This window comes from Phaeobacter italicus (genome assembly GCF_001258055.1).
Taxonomy (GTDB): Bacteria; Pseudomonadota; Alphaproteobacteria; order Rhodobacterales; family Rhodobacteraceae; genus Phaeobacter; species Phaeobacter italicus.
In genome coordinates this window covers 246,382-269,752 of record NZ_CVRM01000011.1, presented here as the reverse complement: position 1 = coordinate 269,752, position 23,371 = coordinate 246,382, and the positions used below count along the sequence as shown (strand labels likewise).

Genomic DNA, 23,371 nt, shown 5'->3' with positions numbered 1-23,371 from the left:
AGGGATAGACTGTTGCCATGCTGAAGAAACTCTTTCAGGTCTTTCGACCACCGCAAACCCCGGCGACGCCCGATCCTGATGCGGAACTGGCGCTTGGTGCGCTGTTGGTGCGTGTCGCACAGTCGGATCGCGATTATCAGCTGGAAGAGATCAGCCTGATCGACCGCATTCTGGCCCGACTGTACCAGCATAACGCCATCGAGGCCGCCAAGGTCCGCGCGGCCTGTGAGAAACTGCACGCCGCCGCGCCCGAAACCGACACCTTTGGCAAGCTGATCCGCGAGACCACTGGGCTGGAGGAACGTCTGGCCGCGCTGGATGCCCTGTGGGAGGTGGTTCTGGCAGACGAACGCGAACACCCCGGCGAAATCCGCATCGTCGAAGATGCCCGCAAGGCCATGGGGCTGTCGCGCAACGACAGCGACAAAGCCCGAAAACGCGCACAAGACAAGCTGCTGGCCGTGCCGGACACCGCCGCTGCCTCAGCCATCGCCACGGACGACACCACCCCACAGGAGCCGCAATCATGATCAAGGAACTCCTGGGCAAGTTGCTGGCCCCGGCCCCTGCTCCGCTGGACGATCAGGATGCCCGCCTCGCGCTCAGCGCGCTGTTGGTCCGGGTAGGCCGCTCTGATCACAATTACTCTGATGTGGAACGAGACCGCATCGACCGCATTCTGCGCACCCGCTACGGTCTGGATGTGGGCGGGGCCATCCTGTTGCGTGAACAGGCCGAAGCACTGGAGGCAGAGGCCCCCGACACGGTCCGCTTTACCCGCGCGATCAAGGATGCCGTTCCTTACGAAAACCGCATGGGCGTTGTTGAGGCGCTCTGGCAGGTGGTTCTGGCCGATGGTGAGCGCGACGCCGCCGAAGACGCGCTGCTGCGACTGTCGACCAACCTGCTGGGCGTCAGCGACGTTGACAGCGCCCGCGCCCGCCAGCGCGCCGAGAAAGCCCTATGATCGCAAGCCTCACGATGTACGAGCGCCCCGAAACCACCGCGGCGCTTGATGCATTGTGGCAGGCCATCCGGGCAGAGCTGAACGACAGCGAGGCGCCTGAGACGCTGACACGGGGCAAGGATCTGTGGGAGGTCTGGACCTCCCCCCATCTGCTGCTTGGCCAGACCTGCGGCATGCCGTTTCGCACTCGCCTGTACGATCAGGTGACCCTGGTTGCGACCCTGGATCACGGCATAGCCGAAGCACCGCCCGGGCATTACAACAGCGTCATCGTCACCCATCGCGACAAGGGCACCCCATCCCTGTCACAGCTGGCCGGTGCGCGATTTGCCTATAACGAGGCGCTGTCACAGTCAGGTTGGGCCGCGCCCATGCACCATATGCGCGACCTTGGTATCCTGCCGGGAGAGCTGATCGCGACGGGGGCCCATGTCGCCTCTGCCCGTTCCGTGGCAGAGGGGCGCGCCGATTTTGCCGCGCTCGATGCCATGAGCTGGGCGCTGATGCGGGAATATGACGACTTTGCCGGGGATCTGGTTGTGATCGACCGAACCAGGGCAACCCCGGGCCTGCCGCTGATTACAGCGCGCCACCGCGACCCCGCCCCGCTGCGCGCAGCGCTCTACCGCGCCGTCGACCAGCTCGCGGATGACCATCGCAAAACGCTGCATCTGCGCGGCGTCTGCGACATTCCCGCAGCAGAGTATCTGGCGGTTTCCACCCCTCTTGGTCCCGTGCTGACAGAACAGACCATCCGCCAGTCCGCCGCCCGGTAACGCGAAATCGCGCCACTGCTGCGCGAACCCCGCTTGCCGTTTTCCCCCGCACTGCTGACGCGCAGGGCCATACCCCCTGCCTCTGCCCCTTTGCGGAGTGACGAGCAAGGCATCAAAATCCGAACAATTCGACCAGTTCACCTGTCAAAATGCCGAATTACGTCCCGCACCAATCGGTTTGCACGTTGCATCCATTCTTTTTTTCGGTCCAATAAGGACCAATTCAACGACAATTGTACGAGAGACACCTTGACCGACACGAGCCCAGTTCTGGAAATCCGCGGCCTGCACAAGTCTTATGGCGAGCTGGAAGTCATCAAGGGCGTCGACATCACCGCCCGTCGCGGCGATGTGGTGTCTCTGATCGGCTCTTCCGGCTCAGGCAAGTCGACGCTCCTGCGGTGCTGCAACCTGCTCGAAGACAGCCAGCAGGGCGACATCCTGTTCAAGGGCGAACCGATCAGCTGGGTCGGCAGCGGCCTGAACCGACGCCCCTCTGACCCCAAACAGGTGCTGCGCATCCGCACCAACCTGTCGATGGTGTTCCAGCAGTTCAATCTCTGGGCCCATATGACCATCCTCGAAAACGTGATGGAGGCCCCGCTGACCGTGTTGGGCCGCGACCGCGACGAGGTGGAAGCCTCTGCGCGCAAATATCTCGACAAGGTTGGCATCGGTGACAAATGCGATGCTTATCCCGCGCAGCTCTCTGGCGGTCAGCAACAGCGCGCGGCCATCGCACGGGCGCTCTGCATGGAGCCCGAGGCACTGCTGTTTGACGAACCGACATCCGCGCTCGACCCTGAGCTGGAGCAGGAAGTGGTCCGCGTCATCAAGGATCTGGCTGCCGAAGGGCGCACCATGATCATCGTGACCCACGACATGAACATGGCCGCAGATGTGTCCAGCCATATCGTTTTCCTGCACAAAGGTCTGATCGAGGAACAAGGCCCGCCAGAAGAGGTGTTCGGAAACACACAATCCGAACGTCTTCGCGGCTTCCTTGCCTCGACGCATCATGGCAAATAACCAAAACCAAAAACCAACCTAAACGGGAGTTATCACATGAAATCTCTTTTCCTCGGCACCGCTGCCCTGGCTCTGACCGCCGGCGTTGCAATGGCAGACACCGTCCGTCTCGGCACCGAAGGCGCCTACCCTCCGTACAACTTCCTCAACGATGCAGGCGAAGTGGACGGTTTTGAGCGCGAGCTGGGCGACGAGCTGTGCAAGCGCGCCGAGCTGGACTGTGAATGGGTCACCAACGACTGGGATTCCATCATCCCCAACCTGCTGTCCGGCAACTACGACACCATCATCGCAGGCATGTCGATCACCGAAGAGCGCAAGGAAGTCGTCAGCTTCACCCAGGGCTACACCCGTCCGTCGCCCTCCGCCTACGCGGCTCTGTCCGATGTTGACGTGAACTCCGCTGTGGTGTCCGCTCAGGCCTCCACCATCCAGTCCTCCCACGTGGCCTCCACCGGTGCGACCCTGGTTGAATTCCCGACTCCGGATGAAACCATCGCAGCCGTGACCGCGGGCGAAGTCGACGCCGTGATGGCCGACAAGGACTTCCTGACCCCGATCGTTGAAGAAACCGAACTGCAGTTCATCGCAGAAGACGTGTTCCTGGGCGACGGCATCGGCATGGCGTTCCGCCAGTCCGACGACGAACTGCGCGCCAAGTTCGACGCAGCGATCGACACCATGAAAGCAGACGGTTCGCTGAACGCGCTGCTGGACAAGTGGGAAATCGAAGGCAAGTTCTGAGCCACGGCCAGACCCTGCAAACTATCGAAGGGGGGCTGCGTGCCCCCCTTCACCCTTGACCGGTTTCGCTGTTGCGCCCCTCTCCCGGTCCCAATCTGAAAGAGGTCCGCCATTTTCTCCTTTTGCTCTGACCCGGCCATTCTGGAGGGCATCCAGTGGCTGAGCTGTTACCTGACCACCGGAAAGCACTTTGCTTTCTACATGTCCTTTGGAACGGTTCTGTTGCTGCTGGCCATCACCGCCCCGGCGGCGTTGCTGTTCGGCTTTGGCGGCGCCATGGCCGCCCGCGCCCGCTTTGCGCCGCTCTCGTGGATCGGCCGCGCCTATATCGCCGTTGTGCGTGGCGTGCCGGATATCGCCTTCTTCCTGTTCTTCGTGATCGCCTTGGATCAGGGCATCGAATTCCTGCGCCACAAGGTGAAATGCCCAGACTGGGACGCACCTGTGCGGCAGGGCAATGATTTTGTCGTCTGCGATATCGCTAAGATGCCGCTGAGCAGCTCCGATCAATGGATCCACGAAGTCTACGGCTTCTCGCTCGCGGTGATCACCTTTGCCATCGTGTTCGGCGCCTTTGCCGCCAACGTCCTGTTCGGTGCCATGCGCGCAGTACCACGCGCCCAGATCGAAACGGCCGAGGCCTACGGCATGACCCACCGCCAGGCGTTCTGGCGCATTCTGGTGCCGCAGATGTGGACCTATGCGCTGCCCGGCCTGTCGAACCTGTGGATGGTGCTAATCAAGGCAACGCCGCTGCTGTTCCTCCTCGGGGTAGAAGATATCGTCTATTGGGCCCGCGAGCTGGGCGGCTCCAAGACGGCACGATTCACCGACTACCCGCATGGCGACTGGCGGATGTGGTACTTCTTTGGGCTGCTGGTGTTCTATCTGTTGTTCACCAAGGTCTCCGAAGTGGTGCTTGAGCGGATCAGCCGGCGCCTTTCCCACGGTCAGGCAACCCTTGCTGGCGAAGCACAAAGGAAAGCGGCATGAGCTGTCTTCAGACCCTGCAGGATTACGGCCTGCGCTCGCTTGGCTATGGCGAACGGATGCTGCCGCGCACCGATTTCACGCTCTGCGACCAGTTTGTCCTGATCGGTTCCGGCATGATCTGGAACATCTACTTTGGTGCATTGGCCGTCATGGCCGGTTTCGTGATGGCAAACGGCATTGCGCTGGCAAAGAATTCTGCCAACAAACCGATCCGCAAATCCGCCGAATGGTTCATTTTCCTGTTCCGTGGCTCGCCGCTGTTCATCCAGTTCTTCTTTGCCTACTTCCTGTTCCTGCAGCTGAAATCGGTGTCGTCTGTCTTTGATCCGTTCTCTGCGGCCTGGCTTGGCGCCCTGATTGTTCTGATCCTGAACACAGCCGCCTACTCGGCAGAGATCTTCTATGGCGCGCTGCGCTCCATCCCCAAGGGCGATATCGAAGCAGCGGATGCCTATGGTCTGTCCGGCTGGACGCGGTTTCGTCGAATCATGTGGCCGACGATGATGCGACTGGCCTGGCCGTCCTACACGAACGAGGCGATCTTTCTGTTCCATGCCACGACGCTGGTGTTCTTCTCCGGCTTCCCGGCTTGGCGCCAGCAGGGCGATGCGCTCTACTACGCGAACTATTTTGCGGACAAGACGTTCAACCCCTTCGTGCCCTACCCGATCCTCGCGTTCTATTTCATTCTGCTGACGCTTTGCATCATCGGGCTGTTTGGCATCATCAACCGCCGCCTGAATGCGCATCTGCCGCAGGAGAAAAAGGCCAAGATGCGGTTGCGGATGAACCTTATCCGCTAAGATCGCACACTTGATCAAAACCTGATCACAAAAGGCGCCCCCGCGGCGCCTTTTTCTTTGCGCCCAGATCCCTGAAACCGCTGCAAAACAAGGCAATCCTCTCGGCCTGATGCGGATACACCAAGCGATCAGATCCACTTTTGATCAAATTTCCTTTGCGTCTTGCAAATCCTGCAGTAGAACAGAGGCAACCAATAAGGGAGCCCTCCGATGGATCTGTCGAAACTGCGCACAATCCGCATTGCCGCCTGCGATCTCAATGGCCAGATGCGTGGCAAGCGTATGCCCGTTGGGCTGGCAGACAAGCTGGACGATGGATCAGCCCGCATGCCGATCTCGACCCTGAACGTGGATCTCTGGGGCCGCGATGTGGAAGACAACCCGCTGGTCTTTGAAACCGGAGACGCCGACGGAATCATGCTGCCGACAGACCGGGGTCCGGTGCCGATGCCCTGGCTCACCAGTCCTTCTGCGCTGGTGCCGATGTCGATGTACTGGGAAGATGGCCGTCCCTTCATGGGCGATCCACGCCACGTTCTGTCCCATGTGCTCGCCCGCTATGAGGCGCGCGGCTGGCAGGTCATGGCCGCGACCGAGATGGAGTTCAGCCTGATTGATGACAGCGGTGCACAGCCTGCTCCGCCCATCGATCCGCTGACAGGGCGCGAGCTGGACCAGCAGTCGGTGCTCTCGGTGGCTGAACTTGATGCCTTTGATGCCTTCTTCACCGACCTCTATGCAGGCGCCGACGCGATGGGCATCCCCGCCCAGTCCGCAATTTCCGAGGCCGGGCTTGGCCAGTTCGAGATCAACCTCAATCACCAGAACGCCCTGCGCGCTGCGGATGATGCCTGGTTGTTCAAGGCTCTGGTGCGCGGCCTTGCCCGCAAACACGGCTTTGCAGCGACCTTCATGGCAAAACCCTACGCCGAAGAGGCGGGCAACGGGATGCATGTGCATTTTTCGGTGGTCGACAAGGATGGCAACAACATCTTTGATGACGGCACCGAACGGGGCTCTGATCTGTTGCTGAATGCAGTGGCCGGCTGCCTCAATGCGATGCCCGCCAGCACGCTGATCCTTGCCCCCCACGGCAATTCCTATGACCGCCTTGTGCCCGGTGCCCACGCTCCGGTCAGCGCGGCCTGGGCTTATGAAAACCGCACCGCAGCCATCCGCATTCCCGGCGGCAGCCCCAAGGCCCGGCGGATCGAACACCGCGTCGCAGGTGGTGACATCAACCCCTACCTGATGCTTGCTGTCGTCCTTGGTGCCGCGCTTGTCGGCATCGAAGACAACGCCCAGCCACCCGCGCCATCCGAAGGCAACATCTACGACATCCAGGGCTTGCCCCAGCTCGCCCCCAGCTGGCAGGCCGCCGTCGATCTGTTCGACACGGACCCGATGATCGCTCGCATCCTGCCAGACCGCGTCATCCGCAACCTCGTGATGATGAAACGTCAGGAAATCGCCGGATTTGCAGAGCGCCCGGCCGAGACACATTGGCTCTCGTGGCTGGAAGCCGTATGAAGCCCTGTCGGCCAACCCGTCGCCCCCTGTGAACGTCTTTGCGCCGGGGGCCGGGATGCGCCACGACCTTCCAACGGGTGCTTGCCTGTCCGGGGAGGCTCAGCTAGGCTAAATTTGATCAAATCTGGTGAACCATGAAAATCGGCATTCTGCAAACCGGCCACGCGCCCGAAAACCTGATCGACAGCGCAGGCAATTATGACGAGATGTTCCGGACCCTCCTGGCCGATGGCGGGTTTGAGTTTGAAACCTTCGCCGTCGTGGACAACCAGTTTCCCTCTGGCCCCGAGGCGGCGGATGGGTGGCTCATCACCGGCTCCAAACATGGCGCCTACGAAGACCACGACTGGATCCCGCCGCTCGAGGATCTGATCCGCCAGATCCACGCCCGCAAGCAGCCGCTTGTCGGCATCTGTTTCGGCCATCAGATCATTGCGCAGGCGCTGGGGGGCAAGGTCGAGAAATTCGCTGGCGGCTGGGCCGTCGGCCCCGTGACCTATGAACAGGACGGCAAGCCCCTGCGCCTGAATGCCTGGCATCAGGATCAAGTCACCGCACTGCCAGAGGGTGCGCGCGTGCTGGCCGGAAACGATCACTGCAAGCACGGCATCCTGGCCTATGGCGATCACATCTGGACCGCCCAACCCCACCCCGAATTCGCCAGCAGCTTTGTCGACGGACTGATCGACAGCCGCGGGCGTGGCGTCGTTCCCGACGCATTGCTGGACGCCGCCAAGGACCAGCTTCACCACCCCATCCAATCGGATGAAATCGCAACCTTCCTCAATGCATTTTTCGTGAAAGAGAGGACCTGATGTCAGCCTGGCTCGACACCCTTCCTGAAGCAGCACAATCCTATCTGGAGGGCCGTCGTCTCGACGAGGTTGAATGCGTTATCTCGGACCTGCCGGGCATTGCCCGAGGCAAGGCCGTGCCCGCGTCGAAATTTGCCAAGCAAGACTACTTTCATCTGCCCGACAGCATTTTCTATCAGACGATCACCGGCGACTGGGCCGATGCGGCTGATGAAGACGGCTGGATCGAAAAGGACATGACGCTCAAGCCCGACATGTCCACCGCGACCGCCGCACCCTGGACCGGTGACTGGACGCTGCAGGTGATCCATGACGCCTATGACCGCGACGACAACCCCGTCCCCTTTAGCCCGCGCAATGTATTGAAACGCGTGGTCGGCCTTTATGAGGCGAAGGGCTGGAAACCGGTCGTGGCGCCCGAGATGGAGTTCTTTCTCGTTGCGCGCAATATCGACCCTGCCCGCGATATTGAGCCGATGATGGGCCGGTCCGGCCGACCGGCTGCCGCCCGTCAGGCCTATTCGATGACCGCCGTTGATGAATTCGGCCCGGTGATTGACGATATCTACGACTTTGCCGAAGCGCAGGGATTTGAGATCGACGGCATCACCCAGGAAGGCGGCGCAGGCCAGCTGGAAATCAACCTGCGTCACGGCAACCCCGTGAAACTGGCAGACGAAGTGTTCTATTTCAAACGCCTGATCCGCGAAGCCGCGCTGCGCCACGATTGTTTTGCCACCTTCATGGCCAAACCGATCGCCGATGAACCCGGCTCTGCCATGCATATCCACCACTCTATTCTGGATACCGAAACCGGAGAGAACATCTTCTCCGGCCCGCAAGGTGGCGAGACGGATGCCTTCTACCACTTTATCGCCGGCCTGCAGAACCATCTGCCCGCGGGTCTGGCGGTGATGGCCCCCTATGTGAACTCCTACCGCCGCTACGTGAAGGATCACGCCGCCCCGATCAATCTGGAATGGGCACGTGACAACCGCACCACCGGCATTCGCGTCCCGCTGTCCGGGCCCGAAGCACGGCGGGTGGAAAACCGGATCGCCGGCATGGACTGCAACCCATATCTCGGCATCGCGGTCTCCCTTGCCTGTGGCTATCTCGGCCTCATCCAGGAAGAACGCCCCACCCGCCAATTCAAGGGGGACGCCTATGAGGGAGAAGGCGACATCCCGCAGGTGATGGGTCAGGCGCTAGACCTGTTTGAAGAGGCAACAGCCCTGCACGAGGTGCTCGGCCCGGAATTCGCCCGTGTCTACAGCTGTGTGAAACGGGCAGAATACGAAGAGTTCCTGCAGGTGATCTCTCCCTGGGAGCGGGAACATCTCTTGCTGAACGTCTGAGACCCCGGTCCAGCGTTGCCCTGCGGGGCGACGCTCGCAGATTTGAGTATTTCTGGAAAGATGACAGGCATATCCGTCCCCCGCGGACGGCATGCCCGGAATTGAGGTGTGCAATGGCGCTGAACCTTCTCTACTCCAACGACCGCAAGGGGCAGTATCCCGCCAGCTGGTATGCTGCCACCGCCACGCCGCTTGCCCCGTTTGCGCCATTGCAGGGCGAGGCAAAGGCCGATGTCTGCATCATCGGCGGCGGCTACACGGGCCTGTCTGCCGCGCTGCATCTGGCAGAGGCGGGCCGCTCGGTGATCCTGCTGGAAGCCAACCGCGTGGGCTTTGGCGCCTCTGGACGCAATGGCGGCCAGTTGGGCAGCGGGCAACGCATGGATCAGGAAGGTCTTGAGGGGCTGATGGGGCGCGAGGACGCTGCAAAGCTCTGGCAACTGGGGGAAGAGGCCAAGGATCTGGTCAAATCGCTGATTGCCCGCCACGGCACCGACTGCCATCTGAAACCGGGCGTGGCCTGGACCGGCTCGTCCCCATCAGAAGCCCGCGACCTGCATGACTACGGCCACTTTCTTGAGGATCGCTATGGCTATGACCAGATCGAGCAGCTGGATGAGGAGGCGTGTTTTGCGCTGTGTCCCTCGCCGGATTACAAAGGCGGCTTTCTCGACCATGGCGCGGCTCATCTCCACCCGTTGAACTATGCGCTCAGCCTTGCGCGCGCGGCAGCGGCAGCTGGTGTCCGGATCTGCGAAACCAGCGAAGTGACCGCAATCGAAGACGGCAGCCCCGTCCTCGTCAGAACCGAACAGGGGCATGTGTGGGCTGACCAGCTGATCCTTGCCTGCAATGGCTATATGGGCGGGCTGAACCGTCAGGTGGCCGCCAAAGTCATGCCGATCAACAACTTCATTGCCGCGACCGAACCGCTGGGTGAAGACACGGCGCGCGTTCTGAACCGCGACGTTGCGGTGGCCGATAGCAAATTTGTGGTGAACTATTTCCGTCTCAGCCACGATGGCCGCCTGCTGTTTGGCGGCGGAGAGAGCTATGGCTATCGCTTCCCCTCTGATATCGCCGCCACCGTGCGCAAACCCATGAGCCAGATTTTTCCGCATCTGAAGGATGTGAAAATCGACTACGCCTGGGGCGGGACGCTTGCCATCACCATGAAACGAATGCCCTATCTGGCCCGTCTTGCCCCCAATATCCTCAGCGCCTCTGGCTATTCGGGCCACGGCGTTGGCACCGCAACCCACGCCGGTCAGCTGATGGCGTTGGCGTTGCAGGGCGAAAGCGATGGCTTTGACACCATGTCGCGCGTACCTGCCCCCGCCTTTCCCGGAGGCCCGGCCATGCGCAACCCGCTCCTTGTGCTGGCGATGACGTGGTTTTCGCTGAGGGATCGGCTGGGGATCTAATTCCCCGCAACAGTTCTGTGAAAATCCACGCCGGGGTGGCCATTTCTGGCTGGTTGGCTTTGCATTCTCCTGCCGCTTATTTTACATTTCCCAAAGGACAACTTCAGGATTTTGAAATATGAGCCAGTCTTCCGTGCAAACCGTTCCGAATGTCCATGAGGCAGAGCCCATCCCCGAGGCCGCGCGCGCAGCCATCGAGGCACTGATGCAATCGGGAGATCTGTTTCGCTACACCGCCCCGCAGGATGCTCCGGTGGCCCTGCTGGAATCGGAATTCGCCCAGCTTCTGGGCAGCAAATATGCGCTGGCCGTGTCGTCCTGCTCTGCGGCGCTGTTTCTGTCCCTGAAGGCGCTGGACCTGCCGCGCGACGCCCGTGTGCTGATACCGGGCTTTACCTTTGCCGCCGTGCCCTCTTCTGTCGTGCATGCCGACTGCGTGCCCGTCCTGTGCGAGGTCAAGGACAACTACCGCATCGACATGGCCGATTTCGAGGCCAAGCTGGATGATGTGCAAGCGGTCATCATCAGCCATATGCGCGGCCACACCTCTGATATGGATGCCATCATGGCGCTGTGCCAGGCCCGCAACATTCCGGTCATCGAAGACGCCGCCCATTCGCTTGGCACCACCTGGCATGGCCGCAACATCGGCACGCTTGGCGCCATCGGCTGCTTTTCCTTCCAGTCCTACAAGATGATCAACGCAGGCGAAGGTGGCATTCTGGTCACCGATGATGCCGATCTGGTGGCCCGTGCCGTCATCATGTCGGGCGCCTACGAACACAACTGGAAAAAACACAAACCCGCGCCGGGGGACAATACCGACGATTTGGCCCAGGCCTTTGCCAAATGGCAGAACCAGCTGCCGCTCTATAACCTGCGGATGAGCAACCTATCCGCGGCGGTGATCCGCCCGCAGTTGCCGGAACTTGCCCGCCGCGTCCGGGACGGGCTGGAAAACCACGACTATGTCGCCGACCAGCTGAACCAATCGCCCTATATCACCGTCCCTGCCCCCTTGGCGCCGGAACAACGCGCGCCGGATTCGATCCAGTTTAATCTGGTCGGCATGAGCAGCGAGGACATCGCCCGCTTTGCCGCCACATCAGAGACCAAGGGCGTGAAGGTGCAGATCTTTGGCCTGTCCGAGGACAACGCCCGCGCCTTCTGGAACTGGCAGTTCATGAAAGACGTGCCCGAACTGCCGCAGACCCGTGCCATGCTGATGCAGGCCTGCGATGTGCGCCTGCCTGTGCGGCTCAGCAAGGACGAGCTTGACGTGATCGCAGGCGTTCTCCTGTCTGCGATGGAAGAGACGATGGGCGCCGCAGCCGCCTGATCGCAGCCATCCAGTCAGCCAGACGCTGAAAACCCATGGCGCGCCTCGGCAGAGGGGCGCCATTTTCATATCCGCCCCCCGGCTCATGAGCGGGGAAATTCCGACCACAGCCGCAGCGACGCTGGACATCCGCCGCCGCCCTTGCGAGGGTCGCGCAATACCCAATCAAGGACCATCCCCCATGAGCGACCAAAGCCAGAGCCGCCCGCGCAAGATCATCATCGACACCGATCCCGGACAGGATGATGCGGTTGCCATTCTCCTGGCGCTTGGTAGCCCGCAAGAGATTGATCTTCTTGGGATTACCTGTGTCGCTGGCAATGTGCCCCTGGCGCTGACCCAGACCAATGCCCGCCGCGTCTGCGAGGTTGCGGGCCGCTCTGATGTGGCTGTCCATGCCGGTCGCGATGCCCCGCTGCGCCGCCCGCTTGTCACGGCTGAACATGTCCATGGCAAGACCGGTCTGGACGGGCCAGAGCTGTGGGAGCCCACCATGCCGCTGGCGGAAATCAACGGTGTCGATTTCATCATCGACACCCTGCGCCGCGAACCTGCAGGCACGGTCACGCTTTGTCCTCTTGGTCCTCTCAGCAATATCGCAGCCGCCTTTGAACAGGCGCCCGACATCGTGGAGCGCGTGCAGGAAATCGTTCTGATGGGCGGCGCCTATTTCGAGGTCGGCAACATCACCCCCGCAGCAGAGTTCAACATCTACGTCGACCCCGAAGCCGCCGAGATCGTTCTGACCTCTGGCGTGCCAGTCACCATGATGCCCCTTGATGTGACGCACAAGGCCTTGGCCACGCGCCCAAGGATCGAGGCGATCCGCGCCCTCGACACCCGCGTCGGTCATTTCACCGCAGAGATGCTGGATTTCTTCGAACGCTTCGATGTCGAGAAATACGGCTCTGAGGGCGGGCCGTTGCACGACCCCTGTGTCATCGCCTATCTGATCCAGCCAGAGCTGTTTTCGGGGCGCAGGATCAATGTCATGGTCGAAACATCCTCTGACCTGACGCTGGGCATGACCGTTGCAGACTGGTGGGGCGTGACGGACCGTGCGGCCAATGCCCTGTTTATCGGCGATGTGGACAGCGATGGGTTTTTCGCACTGATCACCGAACGGCTGGGCCGTCTATGACGCAGATCCACGCCCCCGATCCCGGCTGGCCTGCGCTGTTTGAGCTGGAGGCAACTCGCTGGCGCGCGGCGGGCGTGGAGGGGCTGATCGATATCCATCACATCGGCTCGACAGCTGTCGCCGGATTGCCCGCGAAACCGATCATCGACATGCTGCCGGTCTTTTCCAGCACAGAAAGACTGGAGCAGGCCCGCGCCCCGCTAGAGGCCCTGGGCTATGATTGGATGGGCCCTTATGGCCTGCCCGCGCGGCGGTATTGCCGCCGCGATGACCCGGAAAGCGGCACGCGCCTGTTTCACGCCCACTGCTATGTCATCGGCGCACCCGACATTGACCGCCATCTGGCCTTTCGCGATGCTCTCAGGGGCAATGGCGCGCTGCGGGCGGGTTACAGCGCGGTCAAGGGGCGATGCGCTGCGCTCCATCCCGGCGACGCAGAAGGCTATGGTGCCTGCAAATCCGACTGGATCGCCAAGGTCGAAGCCCGCGCCCTGGCTGATGCCACCCAATTGGGGCAACGCCCTGCCCCCTCCCTATCCGCTGAAAAGGACACGCCATGAGCGCCGCCCTGCACCTTGCCCGCCCCGAAGATCTGGATCGCGTTCTGGATCTCGTCGCTGCCTTTCACGGCGAAATGGGGATCACCTCAGATGATGCCACCCGCCGCGCCGGTGTCGAACCTTTGTTGGCGGGCATGCCATATGGCGCGATCTACCTGATTGGCCCGACCCGCGCGCCTGTGGGCTATATCGTCGTCACCTTTAGCTGGTCGGTCGAATTTGGCGGCATGGACGGCTATATCGACGAGCTGTTCATCCGCCCGCCCGTGCGCGGCCGCGGCATCGCAACCGAGGTGCTCTTTGCCCTGCCCCGCACCTTGGCAGAGGCCGGGATCACCGCGCTGCATCTTGAGGTGAGCCAGGAAAACGAAAAGGCCCGCAGCCTCTATGCCCGCGCCCGGTTCCAGCCGAACTCCGATATTCTGGTGATGAGCCGACGCCTCTAACCGTCTGGCAAGGATATACTTTTTCACTTTCACGGTAATTTATCGCGCGCTCCGGGAACCACCTGGCACAACGCGCGTTACCCCTTCACATCGGCGGTGGCTGACCAGCATGGCGCCGGCACCCGGACAGGCAGTCTCTCCCTCACGGATCCTGACGATCTGCCCGCATCAAACTGGTCGGCCATCCCGAATGAACGCGCCCTGATTGGCGCAGGAGATTTTCCGCCGCCGCCCCGCGTCTCAGGGGCAGGCAGGCGCCGCGTTTTGACAGTTACGCCGTGGGACGGTGGAGCCGCGCAGCCATTCGGTATGGCAGCGCAACGTCGTCGGCAGAAGCCGCGACCCTGACAGCGCGACAGATTTGTAGCCACCGGGCAAAGCCCGGACACGTGCCGCATCAGTCGCCTTTCCGTGGGAGTAAGGCGCGCGGCCAGGCCGGGGCATGGGGGCCCCGCCAATCAGCCAGGTCGCCTGCGCCTTCAGGTGCTTTTGCGCGGGCGACCTGCTGCAGATTTCAGATCAAAAGCCGACCATTCCCATCGTGCCGCCGGTCATTGACAGCTGATGCACCGGATCACTGGCCGACACCGCAAGCCCCGACAACGGGTAATGCGCCGTGTCCGCACAGCCTGCAACAATTGCCAGAACCCCAAGCGCCGCAACCACATAGACCGCGTGCAAGGCCTGCCCGGACAGATCGCGAGCAGATGCACAAGGATCCAGATATGCCATGATATTTCCCCCTCCTGTGCCAGCACCACCACCGTGGCACCTGTGCTTAGGATAGGGGCCGCCTCCTCACGTGTCTGTGAGCGGGATCACACAGATCGGCCGTACCACAGCCGCGCAGACCTGCGTTGGCCCGTCAAAGCGGCAGATAATCCCGAAAGGTCGCCGCCTCGCCGCGCAGCACCCCATCAGCGTCCACCAGACGCCAGATCACGGCCTCGCGGATCTCAAACCGTTTGCCCGTCGCGCTGATCCGGACACCGGCATAGTTCTCGATACATCCCTTTTCACGCATCTGCGCAAACATCGCATCGCGCTGGCCCCGATGGCCGGGCTCTGCCGTCAACCGCGAAGGCATGGACGTCAGCTGCGCCCAATCCATCTCCCACAGCGCCTGCGCCGCAAGATTGCCGTAGGTCAGCACAGGATCGGCCGCCGTGTCATGCGACAGCACCGGAAAAGGCGCATGATAAAGCCGCCGCGCATCCGCCCCCGGCAACAGCCCCCGCCCGGTCGCCGCCTCAAAGGAGGCCATCAGCAAGGCCGCATGCGCCGACTGAAACTCATTGTCCGGGGATGGTTCGTTCATATTGGCGCTCCTGTGTCTTGGCATCTCCGCTCTACACCGCGGATAAGATAAAAGCCCCGCCAAAATGACGGGGCTTTCCAGAATGTGAACCCAACAGGCTCAGCAGATCACTTCAGGATAGAGCGACCTGCGTATTCGGCGGTTTCGCCCAGCAGCTCTTCGATACGGATCAGCTGGTTGTATTTTGCCAGACGGTCCGAGCGCGACAGAGAGCCGGTCTTGATCTGACCGCAGTTGGTGGCAACGGCCAGATCAGCGATGGTTGCATCTTCGGTCTCGCCCGAGCGGTGCGACATCACGTTGGTGTAACGCGCGCGGTGGGCCATATCGACAGCCTTCAGCGTCTCGCTCAAAGAGCCGATCTGGTTCACCTTGACCAGCATGGAATTCGCAACACCCTGACGGATGCCATCTGCCAGACGCTCGGGATTGGTCACGAACAGGTCATCACCAACCAGCTGCACCTTGTCACCGATCTTGTCGGTCAGCAGTTTCCAGCCTTCCCAATCATCCTCGGCCATGCCGTCTTCGATCGAGATGATCGGGTAGTCGGCGCACAGGGCAGCCAGGTAGTCCGCGTTTTCAGCAGAGCTGAGCGACGCGCCCTCGCCCTTCATCTCGTATTTGCCGTCGACGTAATACTCGGTCGAGGCACAGTCGAGCGCCAGATAGATGTCCTCGCCCGGCTTGTAACCGGCCTTTTCGATCGAGGTCATGACAAAATCCAGCGCCTTGCGGGTGCTTTCCAGCGCCGGAGCAAAGCCGCCCTCGTCACCGATACCGGTATTGTAACCAGCGGCAGACAGCTCTTTTTTCAGGGTGTGAAAGACTTCCGCGCCCATGCGGATTGCTTCCTTCACGTTCTCTGCCGACACCGGCATGATCATGAATTCCTGAATGTCGATCGGGTTGTCGGCGTGCTCGCCGCCATTGATGATGTTCATCATCGGAACCGGCAGAACACGGGCAGAGGTGCCGCCAACATAGCGGAACAGCGGCTGAGCGGTGAAATCAGCTGCGGCCTTGGCCACGGCCAGCGAGACACCCAGAATGGCGTTGGCGCCAAGACGGCCCTTGTTGGGGGTTCCGTCCAGTTCGATCATCGCCGCGTCGATGGCGACCTGCTCTGTCACATCAAAGCCGACCAGCGCCTCGGCGATTTCGCCATTCACGGCTGCAACCGCTTCCAGAACGCCCTTGCCAAGGTAGCGCGACGCATCGCCATCGCGTTTCTCCACGGCTTCGTGCGCGCCGGTAGAGGCGCCGGAGGGCACAGCCGCGCGGCCAAGGGTGCCGTCTTCGAGGATCACGTCGACCTCAACGGTGGGGTTTCCCCGGCTGTCCAGAATTTCGCGGGCGTGGATATCGATAATGGTGCTCATCACTCAGGTTCCTGATGTTGGCAAATGTCGTCTGCGTCATAGCAGCAACCAGCAAAAAGTAAACCATGAGCGTTATCGCTAACGTCACTTATTTTACTGGGTTAGGGCTAACACGGCGCTGTTTGCGCAACCATCCAACAGGGTGATCATCGGTTGCAGTTCAGGCGCTGGCCTGCAGTTCTGCCCCGATCTGTGCCGCCCGCGCGCGCCGTGCCAGACGCCGTTCGCGCACAAAGGCATAAAGCCCGGACCCGATGATCAATGCAGATCCGCCCAGCGTCATCATATCCGGCTGCTCACCAAAGATCACAACGCCCACGGCAATCGAAAACACCAGCCGGGTATAGCGGAACGGCGTCACAACCGCCGCATCACCAATGCGCGTCGCGGTGACGATGCAGGAATACGCCAGCACGCCAAAGCCGATGCCGGCTGCCAGCAGCAACCAGTCATTCTGGCCCAGCGCCACGGGCTCTCCCGGCAGGGTCCACAGCATGACCATCCCCCCCACCACCAGAGAGCCAAACGCCTGCGAGCTGACCACGGTCGAGGGCACCGCGCTGTCCATCACCCGCGTCATCAGGTCGCGCGCGGCAACGGCAACCACCGCCACCAGCACCAGCAGCACGTTGGGTTCAAACCCGGCAAGGCCGGGCCGCACGATCATCAACACACCAAGGAAGCCGACAAGGATCGCACTCCAGCGCCGCCAGCCGACCTCTTCGCCCAGAAACAGCGCAGCCCCCATTGTCACCGCAAGGGGCATCGCCTGAAACACCGCCGCAACAGTAGAGATGTCGACGGTTGCCAGAGCTGTTGCAAATGAAACCGCTGCCAGCGCCTCGGTCGAGGCCCGCAGAACCGGCCGCCAGCGCCAGTTGTGGCGTGCCAGAACCCGATGGCCCTGCAGCTTGGCCCAGATCACGAATACCGCGCCACTGCCGATCCCCAGCATCACAAGGATCTGGCCAACCGGCATCGTCTTGGCCAGTTGTTTGATCACCGTATCCTCCAGCGTGAACCCCGCCATAGAGACAATGATCAGCAAAATCGCTGTAACGTTATTCATGTCGGTCGGTCCTTTGATCTCGGCGCAGTCGCAACAGGCCGCAGCGCGACCCGGATCCGATGCACCAAACATGCTCTGTCAGCGTCAAACAACACCATTTGCGACACGCCCCAATGACATGCTGTTGGGCCGACCATCACAAAAATTGATACATCACCCGGCATCCAGCAGAAATGCTTGCATTCACAGCGAAAGCCGCTAGCCATTTTCATATTTGGAATTCAACGCAATGGTATTTGCGACAAAGACGAGAGACGGCATGGTCGAAGATATCTGCGGCTGGAGCGCACTGGCGGGAGCCCTCCCGCAACACCCCATTCTCCGCGGCGCTCAGCAGGCGGATGTGGCCATCATCGGCGGGGGCTTTACCGGGCTTGCAGCCGCCCGCCAGATGGCGAACCTGCGCCCCAATGCCCGGATCCTGCTGCTGGACGGAAAACGCATCGCTCAAGGCGCCAGCGCCCGCAACTCCGGCTTTGCCGTCGCAAACGAAAGCCCCGGTCACGCCCAGCTGCACACCGATCAGGGGCTCAAGAGCTACCGCACCATGAACCGGCTGGACCACGCAGGCGTCGCAGAACTGCGCCAGCTGACCCAGACCCACGGGATTGATTGCCAGTGGGAGGACACAGGCTCCATCCACGCCGCCCACGACCCCGCAAACTTCGCAAAGCTGCGCCAGCATGCCGACAGTTTCCAGCGCCTCGGAATTGACGCTCGCCTCATCGAGGGGCCAGAGCTGCACAGCAGACTGGGCACATCATTCTACGGTCTTGGCGTATTGTCCCGTGGTGGCGCCCTGCTGCAGCCTGCCATGCTGGCGCAGGGGCTCGCGGCCAGCCTGCCGGACACTGTCGCATGTTTTGAAAACAGCCCCGTGCGCCGCATCCACCGGGCCGCGAATGGCTGGCAGCTTGACCTGACCACAGGGACCGTGACGGCCCCGCAGGTGATCGTCGCGGTCAATGCCTTCTTTCCCCGCCTTGGCCTGAAATCGCTGCGGGTCTTTCCGCTTGCGTTGACCGCATCGCTCACCCGCCCCCTGAGCGAAGCGGAAGAACAGGACATCAACCGCCCCGCCAGCTGGGGCATTCTCAGCCCGCGCTCGCTTGGCGCAACCATGCGGCTGACACAGGACCGCCGGATCCTGATCCGCAACACAGCCGAATACCGCCCCGGCGGCATCAACAGGACGCAGCTGTCTGACCGCATCGACATCCACGCGGACGGGCTGCAAAAACGCTTTGGTTTTCTGGACCGCAGCGCCATCGCCTATTCCTGGTCCGGCAATATCTGCATCAGCCGCAACGCAAAACCGGTCTTTGAGGAAACCCAGCCAGGTCTGTTCCTGTGTGGTGGCTACAACGCCTCGGGCGTGTCTCGCGGCAGCATCATGGGCAAGCTGATTGCCGATCTCGCCTGCCGTCAGGATGGGGATCTGCTGTCAGATGCGCTGGCGCTGACAAAGCCCAACCTGATCCCGCCCCGTCCCTTCCTTGATCTGGGCGTCAGGGTCCGCACGGCAGGAGAGCGGCGCGCAGCCCGGTCCGAGCGCTAGGCGCGGATCAGCTTTTCTTGACCGGCACGCCATAGAGCTCCAGCTTGTGGCCACGCAGCTCATAGCCCAGCTTCTCGGCGATCTTTTCCTGCAACGCTTCGATTTCGGGGTCGCAGAATTCAATCACCTCGCCCGAGTTCATGTCGATCAGATGATCGTGGTGCTCGCGGTCGGCATCCTCGTAGCGCGCCCGCCCGTCCCCGAACTCCAGCCGGTCCAGAATCCCTGCCTCATCAAAAAGCTTGACGGTCCGGTACACAGTGGCGAGCGAAATCGCGCCGTCCAGCGCGCTGGCACGGGCATAAAGCTCCTCCACATCGGGGTGATCCTCGCTCTCCTGCAGCACGCGGGCAATCACCCGACGCTGGCCTGTCATCCGCAGACCTTTTGCTTCACATCGTGCGATAATCGTCTCGCGCATAGCCGTCCCTTCTTCAGCATGGCTCTCTTGTTTAAACAAAGCAGCGGCAGCTGCAAACCGGGTTTTCGCACCACTTTGGCAGGAATATGCACATGACGACCATTGACTTTGCCGCACAGGAGGGCCATCTGCGGCTCAGGCATCCCTCCCTGCCGCGTGAGCAGAGGGCGTCGGGCCGCCCCCAAGGAAGACGGGGCAGACATGACCGGAGACCCAGCAAGACGCTGACCGGCCATGCGGCACACCACCGACCCCTGACAGGATATGCCACCGTTCCCAATATCACGCGTGGGGCATTCGCAGCGACCAGCGGGCTGACATTCTGTCAGACCGCCTGAGGTTCCTGCCCCAACGACAGACCGCCCGCACCTGTGGGGCGGCACCGGCCGTGGCATCCGCTCCGGCTGCGAAAGGACGATACGTGACTGAATTTTCAACCATGGGGCTGCCCGAAAAGCTCCTGTCCCGCATTGACGAAATGGGCTTCAAAGAGCCCACCCCGATCCAGGCCCGCGCAATCCCCCACGCGCTGAATGGCAAGGACGTTCTGGGTCTGGCCCAGACCGGCACCGGCAAGACCGCTGCCTTTGGCGTGCCGCTGATTGCGCAGATGATGCAATACGGCCGCAAGCCCGCCGCCAAGACCGTGCGCGGTCTGGTGCTGGCACCGACCCGCGAGCTGGCAAACCAGATTGCCGCCACGCTCAAGGGCCTGACCGAAGGCACCCCGCTCAAGACCGGTCTGGTCGTTGGCGGCGTCTCGATCAACCCGCAGATCTCCCGCCTGTCGCGCGGCACCGATATCCTGATCGCCACACCGGGCCGTCTGCTCGACATCCTGGACCGCGGCGCGCTGGACCTTGGCTCCTGCGACTTCCTCGTTCTGGACGAGGCCGACCAGATGCTGGACCTCGGCTTTATCCACGCCCTGCGCAAAATCTCGTCCCTGCTGCCGCAGGAACGTCAGACCATGCTGTTCTCGGCCACCATGCCCAAGCAGATGAACGAGATCGCGAATTCCTATCTGAACGCCCCGGTCCGGATCGAGGTCTCCCCTCCCGGCAAGGCCGCAGACAAGATCACCCAATCGGTGCATTTCATCGCCAAGGCCGAAAAACTGTCCCTGCTGAAAGAGCTTCTGGCCGAACACAAGGACGAGCGCACGCTGGTCTTTGGCCGCACCAAACACGGCATGGAAAAACTGATGAAGACCCTTTCCGCTGCTGGGTTTTCCGCCGCTGCCATCCACGGCAACAAATCCCAGGGCCAGCGCGAGCGGGCACTGGCGGCCTTCAAATCCGGCGAGGTCAAGATCCTGGTGGCAACCGATGTTGCGGCCCGTGGTCTTGATATCCCGGACGTGAAATTCGTCTACAACTACGAACTGCCCAACGTGCCGGACGCCTATGTCCACCGCATCGGGCGCACCGCCCGCGCAGGCAAGGACGGTCAGGCCGTGGCCTTCTGTGCGCCGGATGAAATGGACGAACTGAAAGCGATCCAGAAAACCATGAAGATCACCATCCCCGTGGCCTCTGGCCGCCCGTGGGAGGCGATGCCGGACCCGACCGCACCTGCGAACCGTCGCGGTGGCGGTGGCAAACCCGGTGGCGGCAAACCCGGCGGTCATCGCCGTCGCCGCAGCGGTGGTGGTGGCGCAGGCCAGCAAAGCCGTGCAGGTGGCGGACAGGGTGCCGGGCAAGGTCGCGGTCAGGGCCGTGGCAAGGGCAAGGCAGGCGGCGGCCAGCGTCGCAGCGCGCAGTAACCCCTGTCCCACAAGGGATCAGACAAAAACAGTAACGCCGGGGTGGATACGACCGCCCCGGCGTTTTCATGTGTCCTGTCGGGCAATGCGCATCCCCTCAGCCGCTCTCGGCCTCAAGGTCTGCCCAGACCGGCAAATGGTCCGAGGCAACATGTGCAGGCCGGGCGCGGTAGACACCGCTTTCGACCACCCGCAAACCCCGGCTGACAGCAATCCTGTCCAGCGCACCAATCGGACGCAGCGCGGGAAAGCTGGCTTTTGGGGGCACAAACCGCAGCTGCGGCGCGATATGGTCCAGCACCGGCTGGCGCGACCATTCGTTAAAATCGCCGGCGCAGACGGTGGGCAGATCCGGCTCGCTTGCGATATGACGCGCCAGATGATGCACCTGCTCATGCCGCGCCCTGGTGGTCAGCCCCAGATGCGCCCCCACCACCCTCAGCGGGCCTAGCGCTGTTTCAAACCGGGCCCAGACAGCACCGCGCGGCTCCAGCCCCGGCAGCGGGATATGGCCCTGATCCACCAGCCTCAGCGCATCGCCCCGCCAGATCACCGCATTGCCATGCCAGCCCAGCGACCCCGCGCCGCCCAGATCCACGATATGCCAGCCTGCCTCATCCAGCACGAAATGAGGCAACGCAGCAGGGCGCGGCGGCAGACGCTTGTCCGCCTCCTGCAGCAACACCAGATCCGCGCCTGTCCCCTCAATCACCTTGAGCGTGCGACGCGGCCGTCGACGCAGGTCCATCCCCACTGACTTCTGGATGTTGTATGTGGCCAGCCTCAGCCGTCCCATCACGTTGCCCTGCCCCGGTTTCCTGGTCATCTCACCTGCTTCCGCCCCCGCCATTTGGTGCGGGATACGGTCACAGCATGGCGCAAATCGCAAGCCCGGACCAGAGGACGCCCCGTCACACCGCAAATGGCCTAAACCTCTGTAAATGGCCTAAGCATCTGTTTTGCCACCTTGACTCTGCCAGCGGCGGGATTTCCTGTGGCGCCATGAGTGAAAAACGCGCAATGGACGGCCTTGGCGCCGCGATGCTGATCGGCTTCAGCGGGCTGATGGGGCTCAATCAGGTGGTGATCAAGGTCTCCAACGGGGGCTTTGGCCCGGTGTTTCAGGCTGGCCTGCGCTCCTTGATCGGGCTTGCGGTTCTGCTTGCATGGCTGGGGTTTCGCGGCCAGCTAAAGCGCGCAACCGCGCCAACCCCGCCAGAAACCGCTGCGACACCGGTCCACTGGAGCCGCTCTGTCCATTTCTGGGGGCTGGTGTCCGGATCACTGTTCACGGCAGAGTTCATCTGCCTCTACATCGCCCTTGATCTGTCATCGGTGTCACGGGTGACGATCATCTTCAACTCAATGCCCGTCTGGCTGGCGCTGGCAGGTCACCTGCTGCTGCCAGGGGAACGGCTGAGCCCGATCAGGATGCTTGGTCTGGTGCTGGCAATGGGTGGCGTTGTGCTGGCAGTCCTGCACCGGGGCAGCGGTGATGCCTCGCTTTTGGGGGATGTGCTGGCGCTGGTCTCAACGCTGGCCTGGGCGGGCATTGCGCTTTGTGCGCGCCTGTCGCCGCTGGCGGCCGTGCCGCCCATCCGTCAGCTGACCTATCAGCTTGCCACATCTGCGGTGGTCCTGCTTGCAATCTCGCCGCTGTTTGGCCCATTGCTGCGCGCGCCCACCGCGCTGCATATCGCGGGCGTTCTGTTCCAGTCGGTCGCCATTGCCAGCCTCGGCTATCTTCTGTGGCTCTGGCTGATCAGCATCTACCGCGCCAACGCCGTCGCCTCCTTCAGCTTTCTGTCACCGGTGATTGCCGCCATCCTCGGCTGGCTGCTCTTGAACGAAGTCATCTACCCGCAGGTCTGGGCCGCGCTGGCACTGGTCGCCGTCGGTATCGTGCTGATCAACCGCAAATAACCACGCGCCG

The 23,371-nt window shown here is 62.1% G+C and carries 24 protein-coding genes; 18 read left to right on the top strand and 6 right to left on the bottom strand.

The features are described 5' to 3' along the window. Nucleotides 1–17: 17 nt before the first annotated feature. The 15 genes from NIT7645_RS04570 to NIT7645_RS04500 all read left to right on the top strand — a co-directional run bounded on the left by NIT7645_RS04570 (nucleotide 18) and on the right by NIT7645_RS04500 (nucleotide 13,925). Nucleotides 18–530, top strand: a complete 513-nt coding sequence (locus tag NIT7645_RS04570) for a tellurite resistance TerB family protein (protein ID WP_008560629.1) — start codon at nucleotides 18–20, stop codon at nucleotides 528–530. Continuing rightward, nucleotides 527–967, top strand: a complete 441-nt coding sequence (locus NIT7645_RS04565; RefSeq protein WP_008560818.1) for a tellurite resistance TerB family protein — start codon at nucleotides 527–529, stop codon at nucleotides 965–967. Before NIT7645_RS04570 ends, NIT7645_RS04565 begins: the two co-directional genes overlap by 4 nt. Continuing rightward, entirely contained in the window at nucleotides 964–1,743 is a 780-nt protein-coding gene (locus NIT7645_RS04560; protein WP_008562020.1) for a phosphate/phosphite/phosphonate ABC transporter substrate-binding protein, read from the top strand. The genes NIT7645_RS04565 and NIT7645_RS04560 overlap by 4 nt, the downstream gene beginning before the upstream one ends. Nucleotides 1,744–1,992: 249 nt before the next feature. Then, a complete protein-coding gene (locus NIT7645_RS04555) occupies nucleotides 1,993–2,772 on the top strand; it encodes an ABC transporter ATP-binding protein (protein ID WP_008559477.1) in 780 nt (259 codons plus the stop codon). A gap of 36 nt (nucleotides 2,773–2,808) precedes the next feature. Then, nucleotides 2,809–3,516: a transporter substrate-binding domain-containing protein gene (locus NIT7645_RS04550; RefSeq protein ID WP_008558796.1), complete on the top strand. Its 708-nt coding sequence runs from the start codon at nucleotides 2,809–2,811 to the stop codon at nucleotides 3,514–3,516. A 111-nt stretch (nucleotides 3,517–3,627) separates the two neighbouring features. Continuing rightward, nucleotides 3,628–4,509, top strand: coding sequence for an ABC transporter permease (locus tag NIT7645_RS04545; protein WP_074964220.1), 882 nt, complete (start codon nucleotides 3,628–3,630; stop codon nucleotides 4,507–4,509). Further along, complete coding sequence (locus tag NIT7645_RS04540) at nucleotides 4,506–5,312, top strand: ABC transporter permease (protein ID WP_008560387.1); 807 nt, start codon at nucleotides 4,506–4,508, stop codon at nucleotides 5,310–5,312. The genes NIT7645_RS04545 and NIT7645_RS04540 overlap by 4 nt, the downstream gene beginning before the upstream one ends. 210 nt (nucleotides 5,313–5,522) lie before the next feature. Further along, a complete protein-coding gene (locus NIT7645_RS04535) occupies nucleotides 5,523–6,842 on the top strand; it encodes a glutamine synthetase family protein (protein ID WP_008560326.1) in 1,320 nt (439 codons plus the stop codon). A gap of 134 nt (nucleotides 6,843–6,976) precedes the next feature. Further along, nucleotides 6,977–7,657: a type 1 glutamine amidotransferase gene (locus tag NIT7645_RS04530; protein WP_008562330.1), complete on the top strand. Its 681-nt coding sequence runs from the start codon at nucleotides 6,977–6,979 to the stop codon at nucleotides 7,655–7,657. After that, nucleotides 7,657–9,015: a glutamine synthetase family protein gene (locus NIT7645_RS04525; protein ID WP_008563094.1), complete on the top strand. Its 1,359-nt coding sequence runs from the start codon at nucleotides 7,657–7,659 to the stop codon at nucleotides 9,013–9,015. Before NIT7645_RS04530 ends, NIT7645_RS04525 begins: the two co-directional genes overlap by 1 nt. Nucleotides 9,016–9,128: 113 nt before the next feature. After that, nucleotides 9,129–10,439, top strand: a complete 1,311-nt coding sequence (locus NIT7645_RS04520) for an NAD(P)/FAD-dependent oxidoreductase (RefSeq protein WP_008560862.1) — start codon at nucleotides 9,129–9,131, stop codon at nucleotides 10,437–10,439. Between the two features lie 118 nt (nucleotides 10,440–10,557). Beyond that, a complete protein-coding gene (locus NIT7645_RS04515) occupies nucleotides 10,558–11,778 on the top strand; it encodes a DegT/DnrJ/EryC1/StrS family aminotransferase (protein WP_008559456.1) in 1,221 nt (406 codons plus the stop codon). A 181-nt stretch (nucleotides 11,779–11,959) separates the two neighbouring features. Beyond that, entirely contained in the window at nucleotides 11,960–12,919 is a 960-nt protein-coding gene (locus NIT7645_RS04510; protein WP_008559390.1) for a nucleoside hydrolase, read from the top strand. Continuing rightward, nucleotides 12,916–13,479, top strand: coding sequence for a GrpB family protein (locus tag NIT7645_RS04505; protein WP_050686225.1), 564 nt, complete (start codon nucleotides 12,916–12,918; stop codon nucleotides 13,477–13,479). The genes NIT7645_RS04510 and NIT7645_RS04505 overlap by 4 nt, the downstream gene beginning before the upstream one ends. Beyond that, nucleotides 13,476–13,925: a GNAT family N-acetyltransferase gene (locus NIT7645_RS04500; protein ID WP_008559968.1), complete on the top strand. Its 450-nt coding sequence runs from the start codon at nucleotides 13,476–13,478 to the stop codon at nucleotides 13,923–13,925. The genes NIT7645_RS04505 and NIT7645_RS04500 overlap by 4 nt, the downstream gene beginning before the upstream one ends. 519 nt (nucleotides 13,926–14,444) lie before the next feature. Here the strand turns inward: NIT7645_RS04500 and NIT7645_RS04495 are convergent. The 4 genes from NIT7645_RS04495 to NIT7645_RS04480 all read right to left on the bottom strand — a co-directional run bounded on the left by NIT7645_RS04495 (nucleotide 14,445) and on the right by NIT7645_RS04480 (nucleotide 17,694). After that, entirely contained in the window at nucleotides 14,445–14,657 is a 213-nt protein-coding gene (locus NIT7645_RS04495; protein ID WP_037302470.1) for a hypothetical protein, read from the bottom strand. Between the two features lie 133 nt (nucleotides 14,658–14,790). Further along, the gene (locus tag NIT7645_RS04490) at nucleotides 14,791–15,243 is read right to left on the bottom strand and encodes an MEKHLA domain-containing protein (RefSeq protein WP_050686223.1); all 453 of its coding nucleotides are present in this window, start codon (nucleotides 15,241–15,243) and stop codon (nucleotides 14,791–14,793) included. A 107-nt stretch (nucleotides 15,244–15,350) separates the two neighbouring features. Next, on the bottom strand, nucleotides 15,351–16,625 hold the full coding sequence (gene eno, locus NIT7645_RS04485; RefSeq protein WP_008559407.1) for a phosphopyruvate hydratase: 1,275 nt from the start codon (nucleotides 16,623–16,625) through the stop codon (nucleotides 15,351–15,353). 160 nt (nucleotides 16,626–16,785) lie between these two features. Further along, nucleotides 16,786–17,694, bottom strand: a complete 909-nt coding sequence (locus NIT7645_RS04480) for a DMT family transporter (RefSeq protein ID WP_037302876.1) — start codon at nucleotides 17,692–17,694, stop codon at nucleotides 16,786–16,788. Nucleotides 17,695–17,923: 229 nt separating this feature from the next. On the opposite strand from NIT7645_RS04480, the gene NIT7645_RS04475 reads away from it, so the two are divergent. Beyond that, nucleotides 17,924–19,252, top strand: coding sequence for an NAD(P)/FAD-dependent oxidoreductase (locus NIT7645_RS04475; RefSeq protein WP_082204824.1), 1,329 nt, complete (start codon nucleotides 17,924–17,926; stop codon nucleotides 19,250–19,252). 7 nt (nucleotides 19,253–19,259) lie between these two features. Here the strand turns inward: NIT7645_RS04475 and NIT7645_RS04470 are convergent, their stop codons facing one another. Further along, on the bottom strand, nucleotides 19,260–19,673 hold the full coding sequence (locus NIT7645_RS04470) for a Fur family transcriptional regulator (RefSeq protein ID WP_008559180.1): 414 nt from the start codon (nucleotides 19,671–19,673) through the stop codon (nucleotides 19,260–19,262). 421 nt (nucleotides 19,674–20,094) lie between these two features. Between NIT7645_RS04470 and NIT7645_RS04465 the strand changes: the two genes are divergently transcribed. Beyond that, nucleotides 20,095–21,438: a DEAD/DEAH box helicase gene (locus tag NIT7645_RS04465; RefSeq protein WP_008561959.1), complete on the top strand. Its 1,344-nt coding sequence runs from the start codon at nucleotides 20,095–20,097 to the stop codon at nucleotides 21,436–21,438. A gap of 97 nt (nucleotides 21,439–21,535) precedes the next feature. Here the strand turns inward: NIT7645_RS04465 and NIT7645_RS04460 are convergent, their stop codons facing one another. Next, nucleotides 21,536–22,264, bottom strand: coding sequence for an endonuclease/exonuclease/phosphatase family protein (locus tag NIT7645_RS04460; RefSeq protein WP_008562328.1), 729 nt, complete (start codon nucleotides 22,262–22,264; stop codon nucleotides 21,536–21,538). Between the two features lie 176 nt (nucleotides 22,265–22,440). Between NIT7645_RS04460 and NIT7645_RS04455 the strand changes: the two genes are divergently transcribed. Then, nucleotides 22,441–23,361, top strand: a complete 921-nt coding sequence (locus NIT7645_RS04455; RefSeq protein ID WP_037302471.1) for a DMT family transporter — start codon at nucleotides 22,441–22,443, stop codon at nucleotides 23,359–23,361. The last annotated feature ends 10 nt before the right edge of the window (nucleotides 23,362–23,371 follow it).

Excerpts from the sequence above, each read along its gene's own strand:
- NIT7645_RS04570 (WP_008560629.1), top strand. The coding sequence starts at position 18 with ATGCTGAAGAAACTCTTTCAGGTCTTTCGACCACCGCAAACCCCGGCG.
- NIT7645_RS04565 (WP_008560818.1), top strand. The coding sequence starts at position 527 with ATGATCAAGGAACTCCTGGGCAAGTTGCTGGCCCCGGCCCCTGCTCCG.
- NIT7645_RS04560 (WP_008562020.1), top strand. The coding sequence starts at position 964 with ATGATCGCAAGCCTCACGATGTACGAGCGCCCCGAAACCACCGCGGCG.
- NIT7645_RS04550 (WP_008558796.1), top strand. The coding sequence starts at position 2,809 with ATGAAATCTCTTTTCCTCGGCACCGCTGCCCTGGCTCTGACCGCCGGC.
- NIT7645_RS04540 (WP_008560387.1), top strand. The coding sequence starts at position 4,506 with ATGAGCTGTCTTCAGACCCTGCAGGATTACGGCCTGCGCTCGCTTGGC.
- NIT7645_RS04535 (WP_008560326.1), top strand. The coding sequence starts at position 5,523 with ATGGATCTGTCGAAACTGCGCACAATCCGCATTGCCGCCTGCGATCTC.
- NIT7645_RS04530 (WP_008562330.1), top strand. The coding sequence starts at position 6,977 with ATGAAAATCGGCATTCTGCAAACCGGCCACGCGCCCGAAAACCTGATC.
- NIT7645_RS04525 (WP_008563094.1), top strand. The coding sequence starts at position 7,657 with ATGTCAGCCTGGCTCGACACCCTTCCTGAAGCAGCACAATCCTATCTG.
- NIT7645_RS04520 (WP_008560862.1), top strand. The coding sequence starts at position 9,129 with ATGGCGCTGAACCTTCTCTACTCCAACGACCGCAAGGGGCAGTATCCC.
- NIT7645_RS04515 (WP_008559456.1), top strand. The coding sequence starts at position 10,558 with ATGAGCCAGTCTTCCGTGCAAACCGTTCCGAATGTCCATGAGGCAGAG.
- NIT7645_RS04510 (WP_008559390.1), top strand. The coding sequence starts at position 11,960 with ATGAGCGACCAAAGCCAGAGCCGCCCGCGCAAGATCATCATCGACACC.
- NIT7645_RS04505 (WP_050686225.1), top strand. The coding sequence starts at position 12,916 with ATGACGCAGATCCACGCCCCCGATCCCGGCTGGCCTGCGCTGTTTGAG.
- NIT7645_RS04500 (WP_008559968.1), top strand. The coding sequence starts at position 13,476 with ATGAGCGCCGCCCTGCACCTTGCCCGCCCCGAAGATCTGGATCGCGTT.
- NIT7645_RS04495 (WP_037302470.1), bottom strand. The coding sequence starts at position 14,657 with ATGGCATATCTGGATCCTTGTGCATCTGCTCGCGATCTGTCCGGGCAG.
- NIT7645_RS04490 (WP_050686223.1), bottom strand. The coding sequence starts at position 15,243 with ATGAACGAACCATCCCCGGACAATGAGTTTCAGTCGGCGCATGCGGCC.
- eno (WP_008559407.1), bottom strand. The coding sequence starts at position 16,625 with ATGAGCACCATTATCGATATCCACGCCCGCGAAATTCTGGACAGCCGG.
- NIT7645_RS04480 (WP_037302876.1), bottom strand. The coding sequence starts at position 17,694 with ATGAATAACGTTACAGCGATTTTGCTGATCATTGTCTCTATGGCGGGG.
- NIT7645_RS04475 (WP_082204824.1), top strand. The coding sequence starts at position 17,924 with ATGGTATTTGCGACAAAGACGAGAGACGGCATGGTCGAAGATATCTGC.
- NIT7645_RS04470 (WP_008559180.1), bottom strand. The coding sequence starts at position 19,673 with ATGCGCGAGACGATTATCGCACGATGTGAAGCAAAAGGTCTGCGGATG.
- NIT7645_RS04460 (WP_008562328.1), bottom strand. The coding sequence starts at position 22,264 with ATGACCAGGAAACCGGGGCAGGGCAACGTGATGGGACGGCTGAGGCTG.
- NIT7645_RS04455 (WP_037302471.1), top strand. The coding sequence starts at position 22,441 with ATGAGTGAAAAACGCGCAATGGACGGCCTTGGCGCCGCGATGCTGATC.